The following is a 20,774-nucleotide window of genomic DNA, read 5'->3' as shown; positions in this document are numbered from 1 at the left end:
CCTAGTCGACGATGCGGTTGCCGCTCTGCGCATCGAACCAAAGCGCGCGATCGAGATGGACCTCGATGCCGACGGTGTCACCTTCATGCACAGGCAGTTGCGGTGGCGTGCGCACGATCACCTGCCCGGCCTCGGTCGTGACCACCACATAGGTATCCGCTCCAGTGGGCTCCACCAGCCGCACCTCGCCACGCCAATCGCTGTCGGTATTGATGCGCAAATGCTCTGGCCTCAAACCCAATTGGACTGGACCATCGTGCGCAATCGGGCACGGCAGTCGAACCGTGCTGCCGTCGAGCAGAAACTGGCCGTCCTCCACCACATGCCCATTGAGCACATTCATCGGAGGGGAGCCAATGAACCCCGCCACATAGGTATTGACCGGCTGGTTGTAGATTTCGTCCGGCGTACCCAGCTGCTGAATCACGCCACCTTTCATCACAGCGATGCGGCTGCCCAGGGTCATAGCTTCCACCTGGTCGTGCGTCACGTAAACGCTGGTGACGCCGCTCTCCTGATGCAGGCGCTTGATCTCTGCCCGCATCTCCACCCGCAGCTTGGCATCCAGATTGGACAGCGGCTCGTCAAACAGGAACAGCTTGGGCTTGCGCGCCAACGCCCGACCCATCGCCACACGCTGGCGCTGACCACCCGAGAGCTGGCTGGGGCGGCGATCGAGCAAGTCTTCCATCTGCATCAGGCGGGCGACCTCGCGCACACGCGCTTCGCGCTCGACCTTGGGCACACCGCGCATCTCCAGCGCGAAGCCGATGTTGTCCGCCACTGTCATGGTCGGGTAGAGCGCATAGCTCTGGAACACCATGGCAATGTCGCGGTCCTTCGGCGGCACACCCAGCACGTCTTTGCCCGCAATGCGCAGCTCACCTTCCGTGGGCTCCTCCAGGCCGGCAATGATGTTGAGCAGCGTTGACTTGCCGCAGCCCGAGGGTCCGACCAGAATGAGAAACTCGCCGGGATCGACCGAGATGTCGATGCGCTTGAGCACTTCAACCGTCTTGTCGCCTTTGCCGAAGCGTTTGTTGATGCCGTTGATCTCGAGTGAACTGGCCATGGTGGTTCTGGGTCTTGTTGGACTCTTGGTGTCGTATCGAACGGGGCCTAGCCCTTGACAGCGCCAGCGGTCAGCCCGCGCAGGAAGAAGCGGCCAGCCAGCACGTAGACGGCCAGCGTGGGCAGTGCCGCAATCAGCGCTGCGGCCATGTCGACGTTGTAGGCCTTGACGCTGCTGGAGGTATTGGCCAGATTGTTCAGGCCCACCGTCACCGGCTTGCTGTCGCCGCCACTGAAGGCCACACCAAAGAGGAAATCGTTCCAGATGTTGGTGAACTGCCAGATGAGCGTGACCATGATGATGGGCGTGCTCATGGGAAAGATGATGCGCCAGAAGATTCGCCAGAAACCCGCACCGTCGATGCGCGCAGCGCTGATCAGCTCACGCGGCACACCTGCGTAGAAATTGCGGAAGAACAGCGTGGTGCCCGCCATGCCAGCGAGCAGGTGCACGAAGATAAGGCCGGCGATGGACGACGACAGCCCCAGCATGCCCAGCACCTGGCTCATCGGCAGCAGCACCACCTGAAACGGCATGAACACGCCAAACAACAGCATGCCGAACAGCAGCTCGCTGCCGCGGAACTTCCACAGGCTGAGCACGTAGCCATTGATGGCGCCCCACAGGGTGGAGAGCAAGACCGCCGGCACCGCCATGGTCACCGAATTCATGAAAAACGGTTTGAGGCCGTTGCAGTCGACGCCCGTGCAGGCACTGCTCCAGGCCGCCGACCAGGCGTCAAAGCGCAATGCGCCGGGCAGAGAAAGCAGATTGCCCGCACGAATCTCCTCGGCGTCCTTGAAGGACGTCACCAGCATCACATACAGTGGCGCCAGAAACACCACAGCAGCGATCAGCAAGGCCACGTAGATCACGGCCCGGGCGAATGTGAATTTAGTGCTCATGGGCTTTTGTCCTGAGCTCCGAATACAGGTAGGGCACCACAATCGCGGCCACGGTCATCAGCATGACGGTAGCGCTGGCAGCGCCCAAACCCAGCTGCCCTCGGGTGAAGGCGACCGAATACATGAAAGTGGCCGGCAGATCGCTGCTGTAGCCCGGCCCTCCTGCCGTCAGCGCAGTGACCAGGTCGAAACTCTTGATGGCCAGATGCGAGAGCACCAGCATGGTGGAGAAGAACACCGGCCGCAGCGATGGCAGCAGAATGCGCCAGTAGATTCGCGGCAAGGACGCACCGTCGATTTGCGCTGCCTTGATGATGCTGTCATCAATGCCGCGCAGGCCGGCCAGAAACAGCGCCATGGCAAAGCCGGCCGACTGCCAGATGCCGGCGATCACCACGCAGTAGATGGCATAGTCTGTGCTGACCAGCCAGTCGAAAGAAAAGCTCTCCCAGCCCAGATCGTGCATGAGTTTTTGCAGGCCAAGGCTCGGGTTGAGCATCCATTTCCACGCAGTGCCGGTCACCACGAACGACAGTGCCATGGGGTAGAGGTAGATGGTGCGCAGCGCGCCTTCTGCCCTCACCTTCTGGTCGAGCAGGACCGCCAGCAAGAGGCCCAGCGCCATGGCACCGCCCACATACAAAGTGCCAAAGATGCCCAGGTTGCGCAGCGCCACCCACCATCGGTCCATCTCGAACAGGCGCGCGTATTGCTCCAGCCCGACGAACTCGTAGTTGGGCAGCATGCGCGATGCGCTCACAGAGAGCACACCGTTCCAGATCATCAGGCCATAGATGAAGGCAAAGCCCAACAGCAGGCCAGGCGCGACCACCAGTTTGGGCAGCCACTGTTCGGCAGAGCGGGAAGTCGTCATGTCAATGCAAGCAGATGCCCCTGGCGGTCGCGCCAGGGGAGCATCTGTTCAAGCCAGTCGTACCGCCGATTCAGCGGGTGGCTGCAGCTTTGGTCAGGCGGGCCTGTGCGTCAGCCACGCTCATCTTGTCGTCGTTCCAGAACTGGGTCACGACATCCTGCATGGCGCCCTGCGCTGCCGGTGCCACGGCCATGCCATGGGCAATCGAAGGCACGAGACCGCCGCTCTTGGAGGTGGACACAAAGTCCTTGGCCGAGAGCTTGGCGCAGTCGTCAAACTTGCCCATGTCGTGTCCCAGGCGAACCGGGATGGAACCCTTGTTCTGGTTGAACACTTCCTGGAACTCGTCACTCAGGATGGCCGAGGCCAGCGCCTGCTGAGCCTTCTGGGCTTCTGCGTCCTTGAGCTGGAAGAGAATGAAGGAGTCGACGTTGAAGGTGAAGGCGTTGGCTGTTCCGGGCGCTGCAGCACACAGGAAGCCACTGCCGGGCTTCTTGCCAGCGGCGGTGAACTCGCCCTTGGCCCAGTCACCCATGAACTGGAAACCGGCCTTGCCCTGAATGACCATGGCAGTGGTCAGGTTCCAGTCGCGGCCAGGAGAGGCTGCGTCGGTATAGCCCTTGAGCTTGCGGAAAGTCTCCAGCACCTTGGTGGTCGTGGGGCTCTTGAGTGTTGCGGCGTCGAGCTTGACCAGTGCCTTGTCGTAGTACTGCGCGCCGCCGACGCCCAGAGCCACGCTTTCAAACACGGTGAAGTCCTGCCAGTTCTGGCCGCCGTGAGCGAGAGCCACAGCACCCGACTTCTTGATCTTGTCGGCAGCGACAAAGAACTCGTCCCAGGTCTTGGGCATGCCTTCAACCCCTGCCTTCTTCAGCACGTCAGGGTTGGCCCACATCCAGTTCACGCGGTGAACGTTGACAGGGGCTGCGACATAGCTGCCCTTGTACTTCATCACATCAGCCACCACGGCAGGAAGCAGGCTGTCCCACTTCTCGGTGCCAGCCACGGCATCCATCTTGGCCAGCATGCCCTCTTGCGCCCATTCCTGAATGGCAGGGCCCTTGACCTGTGCTGCGGCTGGCGGGTTGCCGGAAATGGCGCGGCTCTTGAGCACTGTCATGGCATTCTCTCCACCGCCTCCGGCCACGGCAAAGTCTTTCCACTTGTGACCCTTGCTCTCAAGCATGCTCTTGAGCGCAGCAGCCGATTTGGCCTCACCGCCAGAGGTCCAGTAGTGCAGCACCTCCACTTCGCCAGCCATCGCTGTGTTGATCGCGCAGGCGGCCACGGCCGCACTCACCAAGTGCTTGAGCTTCATGTGTTTGTCTCCGTTTGTTGTGAACTGGCCACCCATCGGGCTGCCCTTGGGATCAGGACGCTTGCCGGTCTGGTACCGGTTTGCACCGAAAAATTAATTGTTCATTAATTAATTTAACACACACATCCGGAAAAACACTTAGGGACGCGAAAAGGCGCCTTATTGGTGCATGGCGGTCAATGATCGAGCGACCGTGCAGCACCCAGCAAGGCTGGCGAATCCTTGGCCATGATGACCCAGACCGGAATCTGTCCTAGGTATGAGGCGAAGCGCCCCTTGGCCTCGAACCGCTGGCGAAACGGGCTGCGGTCAAACCAGCCGCCCAGGCGCGGGACAATGCCGCCACCCACGTACACCCCGCCCTGTGCGCCCAATGTGAGGGCCACGTTGGCCGCTACCGAACCCAGCAGCGCGCAAAACATCGTGAGGGCTTCTTGCGCCTGAGGGAGTTCGCCAGACAATGCCAGCCGGGTCACGTCGGCTGCACTGGCAGGTATTTGTTCAGGCTTCACGCCGTCGGCCTCGCACAGGATTCGGCAGGCATCAGCCAGCCCCTGGCCGCTGAGCAGCCGTTCGGCAGAGGCATGCCCGTATTCGGCGACCAGACCATCGGCCACCAGCCGCTCGCGTGGGGTCTCGACCGGCAAGCTCACATGACCGCCTTCACCCGCCAGAGCGGCCCACCCGCCATGACCATTGGGCACCAGGCCCGAAACCCCCAGGCCGGTTCCTGCCCCGACCAGCGCCACCGCCGCATCCGGGCGGGCGGCACCACCGCCGATCTGCCTGAGTTCGTCCGGCGCCAGATCCGGCAGTGCCAATGCCAGCGCCGTGAAGTCATTGATGACGCGCAACAGCTTCAGCCCCAACGCTTCCTTCATGGCCTTTTGCGAGAACACCCAGTCGCGGTTGGTCATGCGCACTTCATCACCCGTCACCGGATTGGCGATGGCAATGGCCGCAGCCCTGGGACGTTCCGACACCGGCACGCTCTCCAGATAGGCTTCAATGGCTGCCTGCAGGGAGTCAAAGTCATCACCCGGCAGGACTCGAATGTCCTCCAGCTGTGCGCCCGGCGCCGCCTGTCGCGCGAAGCGCGCATTGGTGCCGCCCACATCGGCCAGCAAACGAGGAAACAAGGTGTGCTGAGCAGAAACGGAGGCAGCAGATGGAGCGGAAGAAGCGGTCATGCAGTCGCGGCGATTCAATGGCCATACAGGCACAGGGGGACGCCTGACGACGCATGCAAGACACGCGCCCGACGCAGCTTCGCCCCATTATGGCGCTGCGCCAGGTAAAGCAAACGGGAGCGGGCTGGAATCAGCGCTGCGCAGCAGCTGCGCGCGCCCAACGCACGATGTCGGCCTTGCCCATGGCGCCCGGCTGGCGCGCCACTTCCTTGCCACTGACAAACAAGGCCAGCGTCGGGATGCTGCGAATCTGCAATCGCGCGCCCAGGTTCTGCTCTTCTTCGGTGTTGACCTTGGCCAGCCGGAAAGCTGGCTCCAGCTCGCGGGCGGCGGCCTCGAACTGCGGCGCCATCATTCGGCAAGGCCCACACCATGGCGCCCAGAAATCCACCAGCAGCGGCACTTGCGACCGTTGCCCCTGCTTGTCGAATGCCGCCTCGGACAGTGCAACCGGATGACCGGTGAAAAGGGGTTTGTGGCACTGGCCGCAGTCCGGGTCAGCGCCCAGGCGTTCAGAGGGAACCCGGTTGGTGGCCTGGCAATGGGGGCAAACAATGTGCAAAGACGAATTCGCAGACATGGCAGCAATGGCCTGACCGTTGACGTCAGGGCAAAAGTGGCTTCAATACCCCACACGTGGTGCCATTTTCCCGGCTTTCAATAGCTACACCCGGGAGTATCAGACGAATTTGCCAATCGCACCGGCAATCAGGCTCAGCAAGATGGAAGAAGCCAGCGGGATGAACCACTCCCGTCCGAACACCTTGAAGCGGAAATCGCCCGGCAGCTTGCCCAGCCCGATCTTGTTCATGTACGGCCAAAGCCAGTTGAACACCACCAGTGCCAGGAACAGAACAATGAGCCAGCGAATCATGGAGTGATTGTCCTCGCGATCAGAGCCGGTGGGTGCGGTCGCCCGCCACAAAACCCATGGGCACCCAGCTGCCAGTGCTCGCCGCCGGCGCCAATGCCAGCACCTTGAACAGCTCGCCCATTTCGTGCTCCATCACCAGTTTCTGCATCTGGGCCTGCTCTTTGGCATCGAAGCCTGCCGCCACATCAACGATGCCACAGTTGATCAGAAATCGCCCCTGCGAGGTGTAACCCATCACGCCCAGCCCCGCATCCTGCGCCGCCAGCGCGGTGCCGGTGAAGTTGACGTGCGCAGTGATGTCCTTGAGGCCCAGATCCGTCAGCGGGTCGTGGTCCACCTGATGGCCTTTGTGGCAAACCAGTGTGCCCATGTGGCGCTCGGGGTGATAGTACTCGGCTTCCGGGAAGCCGTAGTCGATCAGAAAGCCTGCGCCACGCTGCCAGCGATCCGACAGGGTGCGGACAAAAGCGTCGCTCTGGGCATGGATCTCGGTCACATAGTCCTGTGCTCCGCCGATCTCCAATGGTGGCCGCAACCCGGTCGGGCGGTCGGCCCAGCACAGCTGCCCGTCGGCATCGTTGACCGCCACACCGCGCTCGTGCCACTGGCCGTTCAGGCGGGCCAGCAGTTGCACCGGCATGGCGTCCAGCACCTCGTTGCCCAGCACAATGCCGTCGAACCGATCGGGCAAGGCATCGGCCCAATGCACCACTGTGGCGTGGGCAGCCAGGGTCTGCGCCTGGCGTGCGCGCAGGCTGCCAGAGAGGTCGACGATGTTGTATCGCGCAGGCGTCTTGCCCGCCGCCGCCAGCGCCTCCAGCACCTGCAGTGCCAACGCGCCGGTACCGGCTCCAAACTCCCAGATTTCGTCCACACCGGTGGACTCCATGGCCTGCGCCACCTGCCGTGCCAGGGTGTGACCGAACACAGGCGTCAGCTCTGGCGCCGTCACAAAATCGCTGCCCTGCCCTGCCTCACCCTGCGGCAAATGGCCAAACTTGGGCGTGCTGTTGCTGTAGTAGCCCAGCCCAGGCTCGTACAAGGCCATGGACATGAAGGCATCGAACGGCAAAAAGCCGCCCGCACCGGCAATGGCCGATTTCACGCGCAAAAGCAGCTCGCTCGGTACACTTGGCGAAGCAGCAGGATTTTCAGAGGGCCGATCGGAAGAGGCGGGATTCTGGGCAGTCACGCCCCGATTGTCGCTCAGGCCGATTCAACCCTGACACACTTCTGCCACACAACAGCCACACCGCCGCCCCACTATCACTGTTCCACGCAGGCCACATCCCGACATGACCGATGTTCAGCGTTTTCCTACTGCCACCCGCACGGTACTGGTCACCGGTGCCGGCAAACGGCTGGGCCGTGAGGTCGCACTGACGCTGGCCCGCCAGGGATGGAACGTCGCTGTGCACCACCGTCTCTCCGCCATGGAGGCCAGGCAGACAGCTCTGGACTGCGAGACCGAGGGCAAAGGCCAAGTCTCTGCACAGGCCTTCTATGCCGACCTGTCCGATGAAGCCAGCGTGCGCGAGCTGATCCCCGCGGTGGTGAAGCACTTCGGCCGGGTGGATGCCGTGGTCAACAGCGCATCTGTCTTCGAGCACGACAGCGCCCGCACCTTCGACACCTCCTCCATGGACATGCACTTTCGCACCAATACGGCTGCCCCTGTATTGCTGGCGCAAGCCCTGCATGACCATCTCAAACATGCCGAAAGCGAGCGCGACGGTGCTGTCGTGAACCTGCTGGACCAGAAGCTGTGGAACCTCAACCCCGATTTCTTCAGCTACACGCTGTCCAAAGCTGCACTCGAATCGGCCACCAACATGCTGGCCATGGCGCTGGCACCGCGCATCCGGGTGGTGGGCGTGGCGCCCGGCCTCACCCTGACCAGCCACATGCTCAGCGACGAGAAGTTTGCCGAGCTGCACAAACAGTCCCCCCTCGGGCGGTCTTCCACCCCGGAAGACGTGGCCGAGACAGTGGCCTTTGCCCTGCGCAACCGTTCCATCACCGGCACCACGCTGATGGTCGACGGTGGCCAGCACCTCATGCGATTCGACCGCGACTTTTCACTGATGTGAAGCCGCCTACCCAGACCCGCCATCTCTGCACCACATGAACCACGCCGGCACGCAAATCCTCGCCCTCACAGGTCTGCGCTTCGACGCAAACCTCGGCATCCTCGACCACGAAAAGGTCAAGCCGCAGCCCATCCAGGTGGATGCGGAACTGAACCAGGGCACCCAGCCTTTGATGCCGCACGACGATGACATCAGCCACGTGCTGGACTACCGCAAGGTGCGCCAGATCATCATCGACGAATGCACGGCCGAGCATGTGAACCTGCTGGAGAGCCTGATCGGAAAGCTGGCGCAGCGCCTCATGCAGCTCCCCGGCGTGATCGGCGTGCGTGTGAAGATCGCCAAGCTGGAGATTTTTGAAGACTGCGAAGTCGCCATCCGGATGGAAAGCGGGCAGTGGTAGGCCCGCGCCGGGTTGGCGCAAAAGCCGACAATCGGCGACAATAGAGGTTTGGCGCTGCATCCAGGTGCCTGCCTGAACGGGCCGCTCGAAAGCTGGCTCTGTACGGCCCTGATGCCCGGCTCGCGCGACCCTGCTCGCTGCTGACTGGCGCCCCACGACCGATTTCCTGTCTGATCCGACTGGCCTCCTGTAGGCAGTCGCTCCACTGCGCCACCATGGACATGCCCGCCACCTCTTCCTCTGCCCAAGACAACGCCAACACCCAGCCGCAAGAGAACGCCTGGAGTGCCAGCGTGGGCGCCAAGCCCAACAGTGCTGCCAAAGCGCAGCGCGAAGCGCACAAGCTGGAAAAGCGCCTGTGCCGTGAAGTGGGCCGCGCCATCGTGGACTACAACATGATCGAGGAAGGCGACCGCATCATGGTTTGCCTCTCCGGTGGCAAAGACAGCTACGGCATGCTCGACATCCTGCTCAAGCTGCAGGCCCGCGCACCGGTGAACTTCGAGCTGATCGCCGTCAACCTGGACCAGAAGCAGCCAGGCTTCCCGGCCGACGTGCTGCCCAATTACCTCGACGTGCTGGGCGTGAAATACCACATCGAAAACCAGGACACCTACTCCATCGTCAAGAAGGTGATTCCCGAGGGCAAGACCATGTGCAGCCTGTGCAGCCGGCTGCGCCGGGGCATTCTCTATCGGGTGGCCAACGAGCTGGGCGCGACCAAGATTGCGCTCGGCCATCACCGCGACGACATCCTGCAAACGCTGATGCTCAACATGTTCTTTGGCGGCAAGCTCAAGGGCATGCCACCCAAACTGGTGAGCGACAACGGCGAGCACGTGGTGATCCGCCCGCTCGCCTATGTGGCCGAGAAAGACCTGATTGCCTGGGCCGATCACCGCCAGTTCCCCATCATCCCCTGCTCACTCTGCGGCAGCCAGGAAAACCTGCAACGCGTGCAGGTCGGCAACATGCTGCGCGAATGGGAAAAGAAATTCCCGGGCCGCCTGGACAACATGTTCAGCGCCTTGCAAAACGTGGTGCCCAGCCACCTCATGGACACCGGCCTGTTCCCGTTCACCGCGGTCAAGGCCACCGGCGTGGCGGACGACGAAGGCGACAAGGCGTTTGACGACGAGCCTCTGCCCCTCTCACGGCCTGACCCCGCCGCCATCGGCGATGCTGACAGCGACGAAGGCGCAGCAGTTGAGGCTGCCGACGGCGGGAACCCTGGCGCCCCCAGAACAGTCATACCCATAGCGTCCCGCTGAGCTGACCAAGGAAGGCCGACGGGACACACCCTCTGAACCCGGAGACCGCCTTCATGCAGCTCACCGCACACCGCTACCACTCTTTCTGCCCGAAGACGCGCGCCGCCAGAGCCACAGCACTCGTCTTCATGGTGTTGGCGATCACCGGTTGTGCCAGCACCTTTCGCGTCGACAGCGAAGTCCAGAGCTATGCGCGTTGGCCACAGCCCGCCAGTGCCGACCCGCAAGCCCAACCCCCTGTGGTGCCGGCAGCACCACAAACCTATCAGTTCGACCGCCTGCCTTCGCAACAGCAGGCCACCAGCGCCGGTCCTTCGCCTTCCCAGGCCATGCTGGAAGCCGCAGCGTCCAACAGCCTCATGCGACACGGGTGGACTGCAGCTGCCGACGCCACGCCTGCGCGCTGGCTGGTGCAAATCAGCGGAGGCACGGTGGTGCTGGCTCGCGCACCCTTGGAAGACCCCTGGGACCCATGGGGCTCGCGCTTTGGCATTGGCATCGGTGGCAGAGGCGGCCACGTCTGGACCTCGTTCGGTCTGCATGGCGGCTATTCGCCCTATTACGTCCGCAAAGTCTCGGTACTGATTCGCGACCGCGACAGCGGCAAGGTGGTCTACGAGACCCATGCCACGCACGACGGCCGCTGGAACGACACCACGCGTCTTTGGCAAACGATCATGGACGCTGCACTGGACGGCTTTCCCGTTCCCCCTGCAGGGCCTCGTGTGATCAACACGGATTTGCAGCGCTGAGCTGTCACCGCACGGAGCACAGAAGCAGGCTCGACCGGTGCGCCAACAGTGGTACCCTTTCCGACCATGGCACCCTGCTCCCCCCTCCCTGACCCCACTGGCCGCGCCCCATGGATTCTGTGACGCGACTGCTGGTCGTGCGCCACGGCGAAACCGCCTGGAATGCCGCTGCCCGCATCCAGGGCCACACCGACATCGACCTCAATGACACCGGCCGCTGGCAGGCCGAACGGCTGGCAGACGCCCTGGCGGACGAGGACATTGCCGCTTTCTATGCCAGCGACCTTGCCCGCGCACGCGAGACAGCCCGGGCAGTGGCCGACCGGCATGGGAAGGCAGTGAAGACCACGCGCGACTTGCGCGAACGCTGCTTCGGCGAATACGAAGGCCGCTCATGGCAGCAACTGCGCGAGGACCATCCGCATGAGTCCGAGCAATGGCGAACCCGCGTGCCCGATTACGCGCCACCCGGTGGAGAATCTCTGGTGCAGGTTCGCGACCGCGTGGTTCAGGCATTGACCGACATCGCCGCCCGCCACCGGGGCGAACAGGTTCTGGTGGTGGCCCACGGCGGCGTGCTCGACCACTTCTACCGCGCCGCTACCCGTGTGGACTTGCAAGCACCCCGAAGCTGGCAACTGGCCAATGCCGCCATCAACCGCCTGCTGTGGTCGCCCGAGGGCCTCACCCTGGTCGGTTGGGGAGACACCTTCCACCTCGACACTGGCTCCCTGGACGAGAACACCGTCTGAACAGGCTGCATGACCCGCTTCCCAGCACCAGGCACTCAGGGAAGATGCCGGTGGCACCACGGGTAAACCGGCCGAGAATAGGCCATGCTCACGCCTGGCCAGATCATCGTCCTTGCCACCCCGGTTTTTCTGGGGCTGATGGCACTGGAATTTGCCTGGGGGCTACTGAAGAAGCGCAACACCTACCACCTGGCCGATGCCATCTCCAGCGTGGGACTGGGCATGTTCAGCCAGCTCACGGGTGCCTTCCTCACCCCCATCTTCACGGTCGCGATCTATGTATTCGCTCAGTCGCACCTGAACCTTTTGCCGCAGTCCGAAGCATTCTGGCTCTCGCCATTGGGCTGGCTGGTGGCGCTGGTGTTCTACGATTTCTGCTACTACTGGCTGCACCGCAAAGGCCATGAAATGGCAGTGCTGTGGGCGGCGCATGTGGTGCACCACCAAAGCCAGGACTACAACTTGTCCACCGCCCTGCGCCAGCCGGTGACCTACCCGTTGCTTGCCTGGATCTTCTATGTACCCATGGCCGTGCTGGGCGTGCCGCCGCTGGTGTTCGCCGTGGTGGGCATGATCGATTTGCTCTATCAGTTCTGGATTCACACCGAGCATGTGCCCAAGCTGGGCTGGTTTGACCGCGTATTTGCTTCACCCTCCAACCACCGCGTCCACCATGCCGTCAACGACCGCTATGTCGACAAAAACTACGGCGGCATCCTCATCCTGTGGGACCGGCTGTTTGGCACGTTTGAAGACGAAGACCTGAACGAACCCTGTGTGTATGGCACGCGATCACCGCTCAACAGCTGGGACCCGGTCTGGGCCAACGCAGAGGTTTACGCGGCACTCGCCGAGGACAGCTGGCACGCCCGTTCATGGGCAGACAAGCTCAAGGTCTGGCTGATGCCACCCGGATGGCGCCCCGCCGACGTGGCAGAGCGGTTTCCCAAGCCCGCGTTCGATATCACGCGCGTGCAACGGTACGCGCCGCCCATGTCGCGCCCTGTGCAATGGCTCTCGGCCATGGGCTTTGCCGCCGTGCTGGTGGGGGTACTGGTGTTCCTGTGGAACGCTCACCTGTGGAGCCTACCGGTTCAACTCGCTGGCCTGGCCACGCTGTCTTCCGCCCTGTGGGTGATTGGTGCACTGATGCAGAGGCAACGACGGCAGCCAGAGGCTTCCGCCAGCCATCTCAGCGCGCGCTAGCCTCCGCGCCGTTTTTTGGCGCCAGCACACCCAGCTCACGCAAGAGCGCAATGGTCCGGTTTTGCTCCGCCAGGGTCTGCTCCAGGCGCCAGCGAATATCGGCCCGGTTTTCACCCTGCTGCCGCATGCGATGCTCCAGTTGCATGGCCTGTGCCCTCAGCGAAGCCAGGTCCTTCAGCGCAACTGCGGCGGGCGGCGCCACGCCCTCATACCGGCGAAGCTCCTGATCGATCTGGGCAGCCACGGCTTCCATGGCAGGAATATGGGTTGCCTGTATCGCCTGATCAAACGCCTGCGAAGACAAGGCCTTGGCCGAATACGCGCGGCTGTCGGCAGCCAGCGCCTCGTTGGCCTTCAGGAAAGCAGGCAAGCCCTCTCGCATGATGTTGATCGACGCAAAGAGCTCGCGGTGGTTGGTGGCCTGCTCCGATCTGGCCGTGGCCAGGAGGCCTCCAGTGACCGCACCCACCACCAGCACCGAGGCCAGCCAGCCAAACTTGCGCTGACCTCGCGTCGCACGCCATTGCACCCGCTCCACCAGCAGCCAGCCCATCACCGCTCCAGCCACCAGGCCACCGATGTGCGCCGCATTGTCGATGCCTGGACGCAAACCAATGGCGAGGTTGAGCAGCACAAACATGGCCAGCGAGGTGAGCATCGGCTTGACGAAGCTGGACGGCAGCTGCCGTCGGTGTTGCCAGATGCCGGCGAGCAAAGCGCCCACCACACCAAACACTGCGCCAGACGCCCCCACCGACACACCATCCACGGCCGAGAAATGCAGGCTCAGCGCACTGCCAGCCAAAGCCGAGCCCCAGTAGATCAGAAGAAACTGGCCATTGCCGTACCACTGCACCATCAGCCGGCCAATCTGCCAGAGGATGAACATGTTGAAACCCAGGTGGATCAGGCCGCCATGCAAGGTGGCCGCCGTGACCAAACGCCAGTACTCGCCATCGCGCAGCACAGCCCAGTTCGAATTGGCGCCCCAGGCGAACAAGTCAGCCGGGTCGGGTTGCATGGCGTCCATGCCCGAGAAGACGTTGAGCAACCACACCCCGATGTTCAGCGCCATCAGCGCGTACAGAGTCCACGGGCTGGCCGCCCCATCATTGACTTGCTCTCTCAATGCATCCACTTCTGCTTCTTCCTGATGTCGCCTGACCAGCGTGCGCATCGCATGATCACCGCCGAATCGCACAAACCCCGCCACGGCCGCTTGCACCGCCTTGTCGCGGTTCTGCGCGGGCAGCACATCAAGCCTCAGTGTCTTGGGCAATCGCTTGCCCTTGATCTTCACCACAATGTGCGGCTGCCTGCCCCGGCCCTCCTGAACGTCGTCAATGGCCGCCCATGGAACAAGCCCGCCAGAAACCGCATGGCCCCCCAGGCCGGACTCGCTCACGGTGATCCAGGGCCGGGAACTCAACATCGGTCGCACCAGCCAGTACGCACCAAAAACCACGAACAGCCCCATCGACCAGATCGCCAGCCGCAAGACCGGCCAACGAAACCCGACCCAGCCGCAGAGCGCCGCAAAGGCCAGCATCACCGCCACCACAAAAACCGTGGACCCGCGCAACGGCGCGTGAAACGCCCAGCCGCCGGGAGGCATGTGCTGAGGCGTCAACACCAAGATGACTCCACGACGTCGCTTTCCCTGGGCTTCAGAAAAGCCCGCCCTCCCTGCTCGGCGGTGCCACCCCCAGGTGACGATACGCCGCCAGCGTGGCGGTACGACCCCGGGGGGTGCGTTGCAGATAGCCCTGCTGGATCAGGTACGGCTCGATCACGTCTTCGATCGTGTCGCGCTCTTCGCCGATGCTCGCGGCAATGTTGTCCAGACCCACCGGACCGCCGTCGAAACGGTGGATCACGGCTTCGAGCAGTTTGCGGTCCATCAGGTCAAAGCCTTCCGGATCCACATCGAGCATGGTCAGGGCTTTGCTGGCCATGTCTTTGGAAATGTGGCCTGTGCCTTTCACATCGGCATAGTCGCGCACGCGGCGCAGCAGACGGTTGGCAATACGCGGGGTGCCGCGTGAGCGGCGAGCAATCTCGAACGCACCATCGGCGTCGATCGGCGCTTCCAGCAGGCCTGCGCTTCGCGTCACGATGCGGGCCAGATCATCAGCGGTGTAGAACTCCAGCCGCGCCACGATACCGAAGCGGTCGCGCAGCGGGTTGGTGAGCATGCCGGCGCGGGTGGTGGCCCCCACCAGGGTGAAAGGCTGCAGATCGAGCTTGATGCTGCGCGCTGCCGGTCCTTCGCCGATCATGATGTCGATCTGGTAGTCCTCCAGCGCCGGGTAAAGGATTTCCTCCACCACAGGGGAGAGCCGGTGGATCTCGTCGATGAAGAGAACGTCGTTCGGTTCCAGATTGGTCAGCAAAGCTGCCAGATCCTTGGGCTTCTCCAGCACCGGGCCGCTGGTCTGACGCAGGTTCACGCCCAGCTCCTGGGCGATGATGTGCGAGAGCGTGGTCTTGCCCAAACCCGGGGGGCCGAACAGCAACACATGGTCCAGCGCTTCCGTGCGCTTCTTGGCCGCGCCAATGAAGATTTCCAGCTGCTCCCGCACCTTGTGCTGGCCCACATACTCATCGAGCAGCTTGGGGCGCAGTGCACGCTCCAGAGCCTCTTCCTTGGGCGAAGCCGGGGCCGCCGACACCACACGGGGTGCCGACTCAAAGTCGTCGGTCTGAATGCTCACGGTCTGAAGGGCTGAAATGGGGATGGATTCCCCGACTATACAGGCGCATATCGCCCGCTGGCGACATCGGCCCGACTCAAGTCCGGCCCCCAACAGACCGATAAATCATGCAAAACGGGCCCGGGATCCCACGCCCGTCCGCATTCTTCGACCCCTGGCAAGCGAACACCATGAACACGCGACCCACGCACCCACAGCCAGGCCAGGCCCTGCGCCCGGCCGCCAAGACCGCCGCACTGGCCACACCCATGCAATGGAGACGGCTCTCACGCTGGATCATGATTGCCGGCTTTGGCCTGGGACTGAGCTTCCTGTTCATGACGAAGGCGCTTGCCGAGTCTGGCGGACATGGCAGCGATCACGATGCAGCTCACGCCGCGCCTGCAGCTGCTCAGCCGCACAACACAGGGCACGAGGAAAAGCCGGTGCACAACAGCGATGCGCGCAAGCCTGACGCTCATGCCACGGAGCATGCATCGGAGCACGCCAAGGACGCACACGGAAACAAGCCCCATGCAGAGGCCACGCCAGCGGCCGAAGACAAACCCGAACTGCCGGCCAATCACCCCCGCGCCGTGGCAGAGCGCCTGCGCAAGATCGTGGAGAAGCACAGCGGCGGCAAAGGCGAAATGACACTGCTCATCGGCAACGAAACCCTGGAAGAGCGACATGCGGCCATGGCCGCCGCCAGGCCCCAAGACGCCGCCGACGCTCCAGGGGACAGCCATGGTGGCGGCCATATCGAGGTCATCTCCCCCCGCGAGAAGCAGACGTCACACGCGCCACACGGCAAAACCAGGGCACACAGCAAAAAGAACAAGAAGACCCACAAGGCCCACAGCGCCGTCGCCCACTGGGACTACACCGGTGAAACCGGCCCGGCCAACTGGGGCAGCATGAAGCCTGAATTCAGCACCTGCGATTCAGGCCAACGCCAGTCGCCCATTCACATCCAGTCCATGGACGCCATGCCCGGCCCGGCGGAGCCGATCGAGTTCCACTACATGCCCAGCGGCGGCAACGTGGTGAACAACGGCCACACCATCCAGGTCAACCCCATGGGGCACAACTACATCAAGGTGCGCGGCGACGTGTACCAGTTGGTGCAATTCCACTTCCACCACCCGGCGGAGGAAAAAGTGAACTACAAGGGTTTCGCCATGGTGGCGCACCTGGTGCACAAGAACCAGGCTGGCCAGCTGGCTGTGGTGGCCATCCTGATGGATGTCGGCCACGAAAACCCCCTCGTGCGCAAGGTCTGGACCCACATGCCGCTGGATGTGAACGACCGCGTCGGCCTGCCCGACGAAACCGTGGATCTGTTCGAGCTGCTGCCATCGGACCAACGCTATTTTCAGTTCATGGGCTCACTGACCACGCCGCCATGCACAGAAGGCGTGCTCTGGCTGGTGATCAAGCAGCCTGTGACGGTAGGCCCGCAACAGCTCAGGGCTTTCAGCCGGATCTTCCCCATGAACGCCCGCCCCACACAGGAGCTCAATGGGCGACTGGTGCGGGAAGGGATGTGAGGCAAGTGGCGCTCCCGGGTTTGGCTGTGGTCAAACCCGCAACCACTTCTGCCTGAACTGCATTCGCCCCCACAGCACCAGCAAGGCAGGCAGCAACACCAGCTCCAGAACCTGACCGGCGATCAGGCCCGTGGCGGTGAGCAGGCCGAAGTGCACGGAAGGCACGAAGTTCGATGCGGTGAGCAGCATGAACTGAGCGACCAGCAGAACTGAGGTGGCCAGCACGGCCTTGCCTGCCACGTCGATGCTGCGCGCGATGGAGAAGACCACGCCCAGGCCCTTCTCCCGGCGCAACTGGTACTGGTGGAACAGGTGGATCGTGTCGTCCACCGTGATGCCCAGCACCACACCGGCGATCAGCACTGTGGCCATGTCCAGGTGAATGCCGGCGCCACCCATGAGCATGAACACAAACAGCAGCGGCGCCAGATTGGGCAGCATGCTGATCACGGCTGCGGGGAAGGTGCGCCACAACAGCAGCATGATCAAGAAAATCTGCAAGAAGGCGCCGGTAAAGCTGCGCACCTGCCCTTGCACCAGCAAGTCTTCCTGGTCGGCAAACATGCGGCCAAAGCCTGCCATCTGCCAGGTCAAGCCGGGCGTTTGTGCCAGGTCGATGCGGGCCTGGATCTTGTTCATGACCGCCTCGATGGCGTTGGCGCCGTGCACGTTCATGTTGAGCTGAATGCGCATGCGTTGGTAGTCGGGATCGACCAGTTCTTCCAGATCGTCTCCGTCGTAGATGAGCAGCAGTTGCGCGAGCATGCGGTCGTTATCGGGCAACGCGCGAAAGGCCGGGTCTTCCTCGTTGAAAGCCCAGTTCATCTCTTCCATCAGGTCAATGACAGAGAAAGTCCGGTCGACCTCGGGCATGCGCTCGATGTCTCTTTGCACCGCCTGAATCACGCGCAGGATGTCGGTTTTCTTGAACGTATCCCTTGCAGCGCCATCCACCACCACTTCCATGGCGGTCACGCCTGCAAATGACTTTTCCACCTCGCTCGTCGCTACCGAAAGACGGTGCTCGGGCGGGAAGAATTTGAGCAGGTCGGTTTCGGCTTCCACCTTGAACACCAGCGTGGAGCCCGCCAGGATGAGCACACTGAGGACGCCCACCACCCAGCCTGCGCGCCGCATGCTGAAGCGGGCCATGGCAAACGAGAGGCGCTTGGTCCAGGCAAAACCACCGCTGTCGCCGCCCCACGGCCCGTGGTCAAACTTCACCAGCAGGGGCGGCACCAGGTAGAACACCACAAAGTAGATCACCAGCACGCCAATGGCGCAGACCACACCAAAAAACTGTACGGGCGGAATCGGCACCAGGGTCAGGCTGAGCATGCCGGCTGCGGTGGTCAGCACATTGAACAGGGCCGGGGTGTTGACCGCCTGCATGGCAAACACCACCCGTTTGGGGCGATGAAAGCCGGCGTCGCGCATGCGCTTGAGGGCAGCGTACAGGTGCAGCAGATTGGCCGCTGTATAAGCCGATATCAGGGTGGGCACCATGGCCGTCACGAGCGTGAACGGGCGGCCGATCAGCGCGATCAGGCCCACGCAAAACACCACTGTCGTACCCATGGCGGCGCCCGCGATGAGTACCGGAATCGGTTTACCCACCACCCAGTAGAGCAGCAGCAAACCAATGCCGGTCACGATAGGCGTGAACACCGTCGAGTCCCCCACCATGGATTCGAGCTGCTCCGAGTCCAGCGGCACGGTACCGGCCACGCCCACGAGCGCGGGCTCCAGACCGTGTGTTTTCACGGAGGCCTTGAAGGCATCCACCACCTCCCGTCGCTCACGGCTTTCCGAGAGGTCTTTGGTCCGGACCACGATGGACAAGGCCTTGCCATCTTTGGAGGCCAGCCAGCCCGGCACAAAGCGGTCGGCCAGCACCCGCTCCCTGATGTCTTCGGGAGACTGCCGCCGCAGCTTCTTGACATTGACCAGTGGTTCGACCACAAAGCCGTCAAAGCTGCTCGCAATGTGATCCACCCGCGTGACGGCCATCGTCCGGTCCACAGAGGGGTGGTCTTCCATGTCTTGCGCCACGGCCTCTATGGCCTTGAGTCTGGGCGCGGTGTAAAGGTCATCGCCTTTGAACACCCCGATCATGAACTCATCACCCGGAAAGTCCTTGCGCAAGGATTGCTCCAGCACGTTCGCAGGTGAGTCGACAGGGAAGTAGTTGTCGGGTGCGTTGTCGAGCTTGAGGCGAAAGGCAATCAAAGCCCCGCCGATCATCTGGATCAGCACAAAGATCAGCACCGCCTTGCGCCAGCGCATGATGGGCGGTTGTGCCACCCGCATGAACCAGGGGTGGCGCACCACACGCAGAAAGAAGTCGTGAAGCTGGTCGATCACAGAAGACGAAGAAACAATGGGCGCGGTTGCCGCGCTTCAGCTCTCAGGCTTTGCGCGGGAAGGGGTTTTCCTGACGGGATCGGAACCGTGCACATCAGAACCGCGCACGCCAGCCAACCGTCACCATGTCGTTGTCGCGGTAAAAGCCGCCCATGGTGTCTTCATCGCCGCTGAACAGGTGCGCCCCCAGGTAGAACTCGTGCTGGTCGATGCCTTTGTAGGTCAGCTGCGGGTTCAGGTAGCTGTCCTTGTCCTTGAGGCCCTGCGCGAAACGGAAATTGATCTGCCACTGCCCCTCGGCAAAAGGATGCTCCACTTCCCCGGTCAGGGCGTACTGCGTGGTGCGGTCCACCACGTCGTGATCGGTGGCCGTCTTGTGCATGGCCATCTGCAGGGTCACACGGGTTTCGGCGTCGCCCGGGAAGAACTCGCTGCCCACCACCAGGTCGTAACCGGGGTCGGTGCGGTACTGGAAGGTCTGGGCTGTGGTCAAGGGCACGTCACTCGACCAGGCCGCTTCCATGCGCCAGGTCGCACCCCACTGCTGCGCCTCCAGCTCTGCGCCCACCACCGTGCTCCAGGGATGGGTTTCACGCAGCACCACGCCAGACGGTGTGGCGGACATCCGGTAGTACGGCATGGACTGGCGCGAGCGCTGCACACTGAACCCATAGTCAAACCCGTCACCTTCGGCCGTGTAGCGCAGGCCACCACCGCCAACCTTCTCGTCAGCGGGGCCTTCCACGCGTGCGCCCACCAGCGCCGGCATGCTACCCACACCCAGCATGCGGCCACGCACGGTATCGATCGGATTCCAGATGCTCTCCGCCTCGGGCAGTACCGCCTCGTCAAAGACGGGCACCAGCACCGCATCGAGCTTCATGCCATCGCCAAAATACTCGCCCCGGATGGCGGGCACGGCTCGACGGCGTTGTGGCAGGCGGTCGAGCATGCCGCGGGTCAGGTCTGCACGGCTGAGGCGGTCAATGGGCGAGACCTCATCCACCCGCCCCCACAGGACTTTCTGCGTGCCGACCGTCACCTGCATGGTGTCGCTGCCTGCCCAGCGCAGATAGTTCTCCGTGTAGTCCAGGGAAACCTTGTCAAAGTCCCGGTCCCCGGTCTGCCCCTGTGCATCCAGCTGCGCGCCAAGCCTGTAGGTCCAGTCGCCGCTGCCACCTTCGGCCGATGCCGCCAGGCGCGCGTCCAGCAGAGCTTTGGCGTCCGGATGATCGATGAGGCCGGCGGCTTCCACGCGGACCAGATCCAGCCGGGTCTCGACGCCTTGCGCCTGCACCGCGCCTGTCATCGCACAACCGGCCGTTACCAAGGCTGCCACCACCAGTGGATTCAAGCGACAAGCGGGACGGATCGGGCTGGCAATCGTGAAAAGCATGTGGGTCTCCTTCGGGGATGCTGTTGGTGTCGTGTTTGTGGTTTGTTTTTTGTGGCTTGTTGTG

General features: G+C 62.9%; 18 protein-coding genes and 1 pseudogene. 7 read left to right on the top strand and 12 right to left on the bottom strand.

The genetic code is table 11. From position 1 onward, the window contains the following. Position 1: 1 nt before the first annotated feature. From ABWV89_RS15070 to ABWV89_RS15035, 8 genes are all read right to left on the bottom strand, one after another. Positions 2-1,072 carry an ABC transporter ATP-binding protein gene (locus ABWV89_RS15070; RefSeq protein ID WP_353398468.1) on the bottom strand — a complete coding sequence of 357 codons (1,071 nt, stop codon included), beginning with the start codon at positions 1,070-1,072 and terminating at the stop codon, positions 2-4. A 47-nt stretch (positions 1,073-1,119) separates the two neighbouring features. After that, entirely contained in the window at positions 1,120-1,977 is an 858-nt protein-coding gene (locus tag ABWV89_RS15065; protein WP_353398465.1) for a carbohydrate ABC transporter permease, read from the bottom strand. After that, positions 1,967-2,851, bottom strand: coding sequence for a carbohydrate ABC transporter permease (locus ABWV89_RS15060; protein WP_353398462.1), 885 nt, complete (start codon positions 2,849-2,851; stop codon positions 1,967-1,969). Before ABWV89_RS15060 ends, ABWV89_RS15065 begins: the two co-directional genes overlap by 11 nt. A gap of 70 nt (positions 2,852-2,921) precedes the next feature. Then, a complete protein-coding gene (locus ABWV89_RS15055; RefSeq protein ID WP_353398459.1) occupies positions 2,922-4,169 on the bottom strand; it encodes an ABC transporter substrate-binding protein in 1,248 nt (415 codons plus the stop codon). A 176-nt stretch (positions 4,170-4,345) separates the two neighbouring features. Continuing rightward, positions 4,346-5,359, bottom strand: coding sequence for a glucokinase (locus tag ABWV89_RS15050; RefSeq protein ID WP_353398456.1), 1,014 nt, complete (start codon positions 5,357-5,359; stop codon positions 4,346-4,348). Between the two features lie 130 nt (positions 5,360-5,489). Beyond that, entirely contained in the window at positions 5,490-5,939 is a 450-nt protein-coding gene (gene trxC / locus ABWV89_RS15045; protein WP_353398453.1) for a thioredoxin TrxC, read from the bottom strand. A 99-nt stretch (positions 5,940-6,038) separates the two neighbouring features. Continuing rightward, on the bottom strand, positions 6,039-6,233 hold the full coding sequence (locus ABWV89_RS15040; RefSeq protein ID WP_353398450.1) for a DUF2905 domain-containing protein: 195 nt from the start codon (positions 6,231-6,233) through the stop codon (positions 6,039-6,041). Between the two features lie 19 nt (positions 6,234-6,252). Then, the gene (locus ABWV89_RS15035) at positions 6,253-7,443 is read right to left on the bottom strand and encodes a class I SAM-dependent methyltransferase (RefSeq protein ID WP_502903238.1); all 1,191 of its coding nucleotides are present in this window, start codon (positions 7,441-7,443) and stop codon (positions 6,253-6,255) included. 85 nt (positions 7,444-7,528) lie between these two features. Between ABWV89_RS15035 and ABWV89_RS15030 the strand changes: the two genes are divergently transcribed. The 6 genes and pseudogenes from ABWV89_RS15030 to ABWV89_RS15005 form a co-directional block, all read left to right on the top strand. Continuing rightward, positions 7,529-8,323 (top strand): SDR family oxidoreductase, encoded by a 795-nt coding sequence (locus ABWV89_RS15030; protein ID WP_353398449.1) that lies wholly within the window; start codon positions 7,529-7,531, stop codon positions 8,321-8,323. Positions 8,324-8,357: 34 nt separating this feature from the next. Further along, positions 8,358-8,726 carry a dihydroneopterin aldolase gene (locus tag ABWV89_RS15025; RefSeq protein WP_353398447.1) on the top strand — a complete coding sequence of 123 codons (369 nt, stop codon included), beginning with the start codon at positions 8,358-8,360 and terminating at the stop codon, positions 8,724-8,726. 215 nt (positions 8,727-8,941) lie between these two features. Further along, entirely contained in the window at positions 8,942-9,997 is a 1,056-nt protein-coding gene (gene ttcA / locus ABWV89_RS15020; protein WP_353398445.1) for a tRNA 2-thiocytidine(32) synthetase TtcA, read from the top strand. A gap of 53 nt (positions 9,998-10,050) precedes the next feature. Continuing rightward, positions 10,051-10,749, top strand: coding sequence for a DUF4136 domain-containing protein (locus tag ABWV89_RS15015; RefSeq protein WP_353398442.1), 699 nt, complete (start codon positions 10,051-10,053; stop codon positions 10,747-10,749). Positions 10,750-10,859: 110 nt separating this feature from the next. Next, positions 10,860-11,501 (top strand): histidine phosphatase family protein, encoded by a 642-nt coding sequence (locus ABWV89_RS15010; RefSeq protein ID WP_353398439.1) that lies wholly within the window; start codon positions 10,860-10,862, stop codon positions 11,499-11,501. A gap of 84 nt (positions 11,502-11,585) precedes the next feature. Beyond that, a pseudogene (locus tag ABWV89_RS15005) lies at positions 11,586-12,656 on the top strand (sterol desaturase family protein); the annotation flags it as partial. Between the two features lie 37 nt (positions 12,657-12,693). Here the strand turns inward: ABWV89_RS15005 and ABWV89_RS15000 are convergent. Both ABWV89_RS15000 and ruvB read right to left on the bottom strand, forming a co-directional pair. After that, positions 12,694-14,340, bottom strand: a complete 1,647-nt coding sequence (locus ABWV89_RS15000; protein ID WP_353398436.1) for a rhomboid family intramembrane serine protease — start codon at positions 14,338-14,340, stop codon at positions 12,694-12,696. A 34-nt stretch (positions 14,341-14,374) separates the two neighbouring features. Further along, positions 14,375-15,421 carry a Holliday junction branch migration DNA helicase RuvB gene (ruvB, locus tag ABWV89_RS14995; protein ID WP_353398433.1) on the bottom strand — a complete coding sequence of 349 codons (1,047 nt, stop codon included), beginning with the start codon at positions 15,419-15,421 and terminating at the stop codon, positions 14,375-14,377. A gap of 170 nt (positions 15,422-15,591) precedes the next feature. On the opposite strand from ruvB, the gene ABWV89_RS14990 reads away from it, so the two are divergent. After that, a complete protein-coding gene (locus ABWV89_RS14990; RefSeq protein ID WP_353398430.1) occupies positions 15,592-16,950 on the top strand; it encodes a carbonic anhydrase in 1,359 nt (452 codons plus the stop codon). 30 nt (positions 16,951-16,980) lie between these two features. Here ABWV89_RS14990 and ABWV89_RS14985 read toward each other — a convergent pair whose 3' ends face one another. Further along, positions 16,981-19,314 carry an efflux RND transporter permease subunit gene (locus ABWV89_RS14985; RefSeq protein WP_353398427.1) on the bottom strand — a complete coding sequence of 778 codons (2,334 nt, stop codon included), beginning with the start codon at positions 19,312-19,314 and terminating at the stop codon, positions 16,981-16,983. A gap of 94 nt (positions 19,315-19,408) precedes the next feature. Then, entirely contained in the window at positions 19,409-20,710 is a 1,302-nt protein-coding gene (locus ABWV89_RS14980) for a porin family protein (protein WP_353398424.1), read from the bottom strand. Positions 20,711-20,774: the final 64 nt, after the last annotated feature.

This window comes from Hydrogenophaga sp. 5NK40-0174 (genome assembly GCF_040372165.1).
In the GTDB taxonomy this organism is placed as follows: Bacteria; Pseudomonadota; Gammaproteobacteria; order Burkholderiales; family Burkholderiaceae_C; genus Hydrogenophaga.
The sequence above is the reverse complement of the archived record's forward strand: the minus strand, read 5'-3'. Positions and strand labels throughout refer to the sequence as shown.